6 protein-coding genes are annotated in these 6,444 nt (G+C 36.1%); 5 read left to right on the plus strand and 1 reads right to left on the minus strand.

The window, feature by feature from the left end:
• Window positions 1-23: 23 nt before the first annotated feature.
• A complete protein-coding gene (locus tag G530_RS0111680; protein ID WP_026934709.1) occupies window positions 24-656 on the minus strand; it encodes a Crp/Fnr family transcriptional regulator in 633 nt (210 codons plus the stop codon).
• Between the two features lie 209 nt (window positions 657-865).
• On the opposite strand from G530_RS0111680, the gene G530_RS0111685 reads away from it, so the two are divergent.
• From G530_RS0111685 to G530_RS0111705, 5 genes are all read left to right on the plus strand, one after another.
• Window positions 866-1,255 (plus strand): DUF7670 domain-containing protein, encoded by a 390-nt coding sequence (locus G530_RS0111685; RefSeq protein WP_026934710.1) that lies wholly within the window; start codon window positions 866-868, stop codon window positions 1,253-1,255.
• Between the two features lie 168 nt (window positions 1,256-1,423).
• The gene (locus G530_RS0111690; protein WP_026934711.1) at window positions 1,424-2,806 is read left to right on the plus strand and encodes an NAD-dependent succinate-semialdehyde dehydrogenase; all 1,383 of its coding nucleotides are present in this window, start codon (window positions 1,424-1,426) and stop codon (window positions 2,804-2,806) included.
• Between the two features lie 184 nt (window positions 2,807-2,990).
• Window positions 2,991-3,716 carry a tellurite resistance TerB family protein gene (locus tag G530_RS17755; protein WP_205619198.1) on the plus strand — a complete coding sequence of 242 codons (726 nt, stop codon included), beginning with the start codon at window positions 2,991-2,993 and terminating at the stop codon, window positions 3,714-3,716.
• Window positions 3,717-3,871: 155 nt separating this feature from the next.
• Window positions 3,872-5,035 carry a tyrosine-type recombinase/integrase gene (locus tag G530_RS0111700; RefSeq protein ID WP_026934712.1) on the plus strand — a complete coding sequence of 388 codons (1,164 nt, stop codon included), beginning with the start codon at window positions 3,872-3,874 and terminating at the stop codon, window positions 5,033-5,035.
• Between the two features lie 142 nt (window positions 5,036-5,177).
• Window positions 5,178-5,972 carry a cation efflux transmembrane domain-containing protein gene (locus tag G530_RS0111705; protein ID WP_026934713.1) on the plus strand — a complete coding sequence of 265 codons (795 nt, stop codon included), beginning with the start codon at window positions 5,178-5,180 and terminating at the stop codon, window positions 5,970-5,972.
• Window positions 5,973-6,444 lie beyond the last annotated feature (472 nt).

The following is a 6,444-nucleotide window of genomic DNA, read 5'->3' on the forward strand; positions in this document are numbered from 1 at the left end:
AGTAACCTTAGTTACATAGCATATTACAGATCTATTACTTTTATCTGGTTACGTTGCAGGGATATCTTTTTTTCGATCTCAAGTTTCTTGAGCAAACGTGATACCACTACCCTGGAAGTATGCATATCATAGGCAATTTGCTGGTGAGTACTATGAACAACCTCATCCCGATTAACTTTCGCCTTATCTCTTAGGTACCTCATTAGACGTTCGTCCATATTCATAAAGGCAATCGCATCTATGGCATCCAGCATTTCTGATAAGCGAGAATGGTAAGACTCAAATACAAAATTGCGCCAGGATTTATATCTGGCAGTCCACTCCTCCATTTTAGAAACAGGGATCATTATTAAAGAAGTATCCCTTTCAGCAACCGCGCGTATCTCACTTTTAGTTCTTCCCATACAGCAATTAAGGGTCATCGCACACGTATCTCCCCGTTCTATAAAATATAGCAGAAGCTCGTCTCCATCTTTATCTTCCCTCAGGATCTTAACGGCTCCCCTTAAAAGAAGTGGCATACCGGTTACATAATCACCTATCTCTATGATCTTCTCCCCTGCTGCGGCTTTCTTTAAGGTCCCGGTTTCAGCAATTTCCTCTAAAAGTTCTTTTTCAAACAGAAACCCATAAGCTTCCTGTAGCTCTGACTGCATTTGTAATCGTTTTAAAAATTAAAATTATAAAGAATAATCAAGAATTAATCCCAGCGGATTGGTAGGCTAAAGTCTGAACTTCAATTTACAAAAGTATTTCTACAAACCTACAAATCTTTAAAAATCTGATAACCAGAACCTAGGAATGAAAACTGAAAATGGTTAAATTAGATAGACAATTTAAAATTTTGATTTAGAAACTTAACATCGTGAAAAATCAAACTCATATAAATAAAACTGTTCTCTGGAGCGCCAGGATCTGGGGCAGTCTTATCCTCGCCTTTATTTTATTTTTCGTGATAGCTTATATTTTTGGTGAAGAGGCAGCGAGGACCGATACTTTCAAAGATCCAATAGAATTAATCAGCTTTATTTGTTTTCCGGTTATAACCTGTATTGGCCTGGTTTTGGCCTACAAATGGCCGGGTCTTGGGGGGTTAATTTCAATTCTGGCACTATTTACGGGAATTGCCATACAGGGCTTTGCCATAGAAGTAAATTTTATACTTTTAATTTATACTCCTGCTATACTTTATCTCACCTACTGGTTTCTCTCCAGTAAAGACCGAAAGATCATTAAGCGTATGAAGCTTCATTAACCTGATCTTCGAAATCAGGTTAGTTGAATACATAGAAATCTTCAAAAATTATTAAAACTTTAATGAACTTTGGTTCTTTTCGCATCATTGTTAACAAGGTCTTATCAATAGTTCGGGACATTAATGAGTATCTTTAAAATTGAAAAAAATTAGCTAAAAAGAAAAATTATGTCTGAAGAAAAGAACCTTAAAACTATTAATCCCGCTACAGGAAAAACCATAGATACTTATGATCTAATGTCTAATGCTGAGATGGAGCAGGCGATAAAAGATTGCCACCAGGCGTTCTTAAAATGGAAGGCAAAACCTGCTGAAGAGCGTGCAGAAGTAATTAAGAATATTGGAAAGAAACTGGCTGAACATAAGCAGGAACTTTCAAAACTTATGACTTCAGAAATGGGGAAGCTCTTAAGCCAGGGTGAACAGGAAGTAGACCTATGCTCAGGTATCTGTGATTATACAGCTGAAAACGGACCTGAAAGTCTTCAAGATGAAGAGCGAGAACTGCCGGAAGGTGGTAAAGGGTATATCACCTATTCTCCATTGGGGGTCATCTATGGAATACAACCATGGAATTTCCCATCTTACCAGGTAGTTAGATACTCCATCGCGAACCTAATGGCCGGGAACGGAGTTTTATTAAAACATGCAGAAAACGTAACCGGTTCAGCATTAATGCTGGAAAAGATCTACCAGGAAGCCGGCTTACCAGAAAATCTCTTTAAAGTATTATTAATTTCTCATGACCAAAGTAATGATGTTATTGAAAATGACCTTATTCGTGGAGTTACCTTAACGGGAAGTCCAAAAGCAGGTAAGGTTATTGGAGAAAAAGCGGGTGCAGCACTTAAAAAATCTGTTCTGGAGCTGGGAAGTAATGACGCTTATATAGTACTGGAAGATGCCGATATAGATTTAGCGGTTAAAACTTGCGTACAGGGAAGAATTTATAATAATGGTGAAACCTGTGTGGCTGCAAAAAGATTTATTGTAGTTGATGAAGTTTACGAAGATTTTAAAAAGGCTTTCGTTGAGCAAATGTCTAATATCAAAGCGGGGGATCCTACCAGTGACGATAGCGATATTGGACCTATGGCGAGAAAAGATCTTCGTGAAGAATTACATGAGCAGGTAGAAGAAAGTGTGAAAAAAGGAGCCAAGATCCTTTGCGGCGGTAAAATACCTGAGGGTGATGGTTATTTTTATCCTGCCACTGTCCTGGATGAATTAAAACCTGGTATGCCAGCTTATGACGATGAATTATTTGGACCTGTTGCTTCCCTGATTAGAGCAAAAGATGCTGATGATGCCATGAGAATTGCAAACGACAGCCGATTTGGACTGGGTGGCGGTATTTTCTCTAAAGATGAAGAAAAAGCAAAAGATTTGGCCAAGTATCATTTTGATACTGGTATGGTCTTTATCAACTCATTTGGTCTAGCGAAACCTAATATGCCTTTTGGCGGAGTTAAAGATTCTGGATACGGTAGAGAACATGGAACATTTGGTCTGCATGAATTTGTAAATGTAAAAGCGGTTATGCTGGCTTAATATATTCAATTCAATTATTGATATTTCAATCCGGGATCTTAAGTGGTCCCGGATTTTTTTATGGAAGAATAGAATCAACTAAGGCTCAGGAATATTTTATTTACCATCAGCATTATACAACATAACACCTTGTTTTTCAGTATATTTAGCTAATAAAAAACACTATAACTGAAAAGAATAAAGAATGGATTTTAATCTTGCCGAAAAATTAGCCATCGTAAAGGCGATAGATAATGTCATCCTGGCTGATAAGAAGATCGCCAAGGGAGAACTAGTGTATTTAGGGCAGTTAATGAAGTTATTAAATTTCGATTCAGAGTTTGTAGAGGAAGCCAGGAAATTCAATATGAAACAGGCAAACATCATATTAGAAGGATTAAGCAAACCTAAAAAGCACTCATTGGCAATCATGCTTCATGAAATGGCCTATGCAGATGGCGATATGAATCCAGAGGAAATTAAGCTATTGTTCTCAATTTTTGAAAAAGCGGGAATAGAGATAGAAGAAGCCAGTAATTCTGTTCCGGTTTTTAATATTTCTGAAGTCTATTTTAAGTCAACAAAACATATTCAGCATTATAAAGAAAAAGATGTTTCAGATACGCTTAAAGAAAAAATAGCTATAAAAGTAGAACCTAATATTCACGGAAAGAATGGAGTTTCTGTAACCACTTTTAAACTCAACGGTTTTATTCCGTTCTGGGGAAATAAGGTTGAATTAACTCCCAGGCAAATGAAAATTGTTGAAGCACATCCTGAAAAAAGTATTTTACAAGGATACGATGATCATTCAGATCCTGGTATAAAACATTCTAATTACAGGCTTACGATTTATCATCCTAACAATGAAATAGAAAGTATTGTGCTGCAAAAACTTCACAAAAAAATTGAAATAGAATACCTGAAATAGGCCTTTTTTCAGGGTTCTTCTAATACTTTTATTCATCTGCTATAAAAAACTTATAATCAATGATTTAAACTATTATTCATTAGGTGAAATTTTTCATCTCTACTACATCCTATATATCTGATTTTCAGCTATATTTAAAGTCTTATTTACTAAAAATGAAGAAGATTGAATTATATGAATTTCAGCATCATAAAACCTCTCAAATAGAGATCCGCTTTAATTATGATCGGGAAATGATAAACCACTTGAAAAAGCTGGATATTATCTCATGGAGCAGCACTTTTGGATGCTTTTATATCAGGGCCAGCACAAAAGACCTTGACCGTTTTTTTAAGCATTTAAATGCATACGGGTATTATGTAGATTATTCTAACCTTAATATTCCGGGAATGGAAACTCTGGAAAAAGAAATTTTAGCATCTAAGACCGATAGGTCGGAATTATTGAATTATCGAGAATATTTAAATGGACAGCGTAAAAGCAGGAGCACCATTAAGACCTATACTAATTTTGTAAAAAAATTCCTTAGCTTTCATAAGTTTAAAACTTTCTATAAAATTAATGATGTAGAAAGGTTCGTAGAGCAGGAAATTGCTGAAAAGAACTATTCAATTAGTTCGCACCGGCAATGCATAACTGCGCTCAGACATTATTTCGACCTTACAAACCAGGAGGAAATTGACCCTTCTAAAATTAAAAGGCCCAGAAAAAGCAAATATTTACCTGGAGTTTTAAGTAAAGAAGAAGTTATAGATCTTTTAAGGGCTACACGAAATTTAAAACATCGCTGTATTCTAGCCTTGATCTATGCTTCGGGATTGAGGATTGGGGAATTACTCAGTCTAAAATTAACTGATATCGACGTAGACCGGAGGCAGATTTTAATTAGACAGGCAAAAGGCAGAAAAGACCGTTACGTAATGCTTGCGGAAAGTTTTCTCCCTTTATTTTTCAATTACCTGCAGACCTACGAACCTAAAGTTTACTTTGCTGAAGGCCTTAAAGATAATCCTTACACCGCCTCTGCGGTACGAAGTTTTTTAAAGGATTCCTGCAGAAGGGCCAGAATTAGAAAAAATGTTTCTCCTCACACTTTGAGGCATAGTTATGCAACCCATATGTTGGAAAACGGAATAGATCTACGCTATATTCAGGAACTACTAGGCCACTCGAGACCAGAGACGACAATGATTTATACTCATGTAACACAAAAGAACCTTACACAGATACGGAGTCCACTAGATGAAAGTCTTAAGGAAATGATGGAACGTTCTAAAAGTGACCCAAACCTGCGGTTATCCCGGAACATACTCGAATAAAAAGCTATATTTGGAAAGATATAACACGTTGTAGCCAATGCGGACATTTAGCATTCAGCTTAAAAACCAAATTTCTAAAAAAGAAAGTTCTCAAGTTTAAATTCATAATTTATCTTGCAGCAGCTAGATAAAATTAACCTCAATGAATAAGTCAGTTTTCACAATTTCAAAAATGGATTGTCCTTCAGAAGAAAATCTGATTAGGATGAAATTAGATGGAATCTCTAGTATTAAAAATCTCAATTTTGACATACCAAATAGAAAATTAACGGTATTCCACGAAGGTGAAATTCAATCCATAGAAGACTCATTAAACGGACTAAAATTAGGAACTAAAAAAATAAAAACGGAACAAACCGACCAAACTGAATTCGAAGAAAATTCTCAACAAAAGAAATTACTCTGGTCTGTACTAGTAATAAATTTTGCATTTTTTATCATAGAAATGACAACTGGCTTAATCTCAAAATCTATGGGATTAGTTGCAGATAGTTTAGATATGCTAGCAGATTCTTTTGTTTATGGAATTAGTCTTTTTGCTGTAGGAGGTTCAATCGTAAAAAAGAAAAAAATTGCCAATTTAGCTGGTTATTTCCAAATTTTATTAGCGCTAATTGGATTTGCAGAAGTTCTAAGAAGATTTTTTGGAAATGAAAAACTTCCTGATTTTTCAACAATGATAATTGTTTCAATTTTAGCATTGATTGCAAATGGAATTTGTTTATATCTGCTTCAGAAATCTAAAAGTAAAAAGGAAGCTCATATGAAAGCAAGTATGATCTTCACCTCAAATGATATAATAATAAATGTAGGAGTTATAATTGCTGCCTTACTAGTCAATTGGTTAAATTCAAGTAAACCCGATTTAATTATTGGAACAATCGTATTTATTCTCGTAATTCAAGGTGCAATAAGAATTTTAAAAATTGGTAGGTAGCCGCACTGGCAACAACAACGGCTCATCGCAAATAACGGGTAGTTTGCTGAAAATTGCTATTTTAGAGACCAATTATTAAAACAACTAATCCGACAAATCCACGTCCTTACTCCCGCAACTTGCGATAGCCGGGACCGTTACATGCCATTCGCCAGCCCTGGGCGAGCTCTCAGCATCAAGCAAACAGGAAGAAGCTTAGGAAAAAAACTCGTGGAACCGCTATCTTAGCGAGTTTGCGTGCGGCTAACGAAGAAAAGCGTGCTTTTTAAAGTGATAGCTGCAAACTCGCTGTAAAGGAAGAAGAAAAAAAGAAATTTAGCAATGAGGGATTCCACTCCTTTTTAGTGATCCTGCTGTTTGCTCCCCGTTCCAGAACGTCGCCTATCCTAAGGATAAACGCAATTCTAAACGGTTGAAGCGGGATGGCCCGAGGGTCAGGTCTGTCGAACGACGCTCGCAGCATTTTTGCAAA

This window comes from Christiangramia echinicola DSM 19838, from assembly GCF_000423065.1.
Taxonomy (GTDB): Bacteria; Bacteroidota; Bacteroidia; order Flavobacteriales; family Flavobacteriaceae; genus Christiangramia; species Christiangramia echinicola.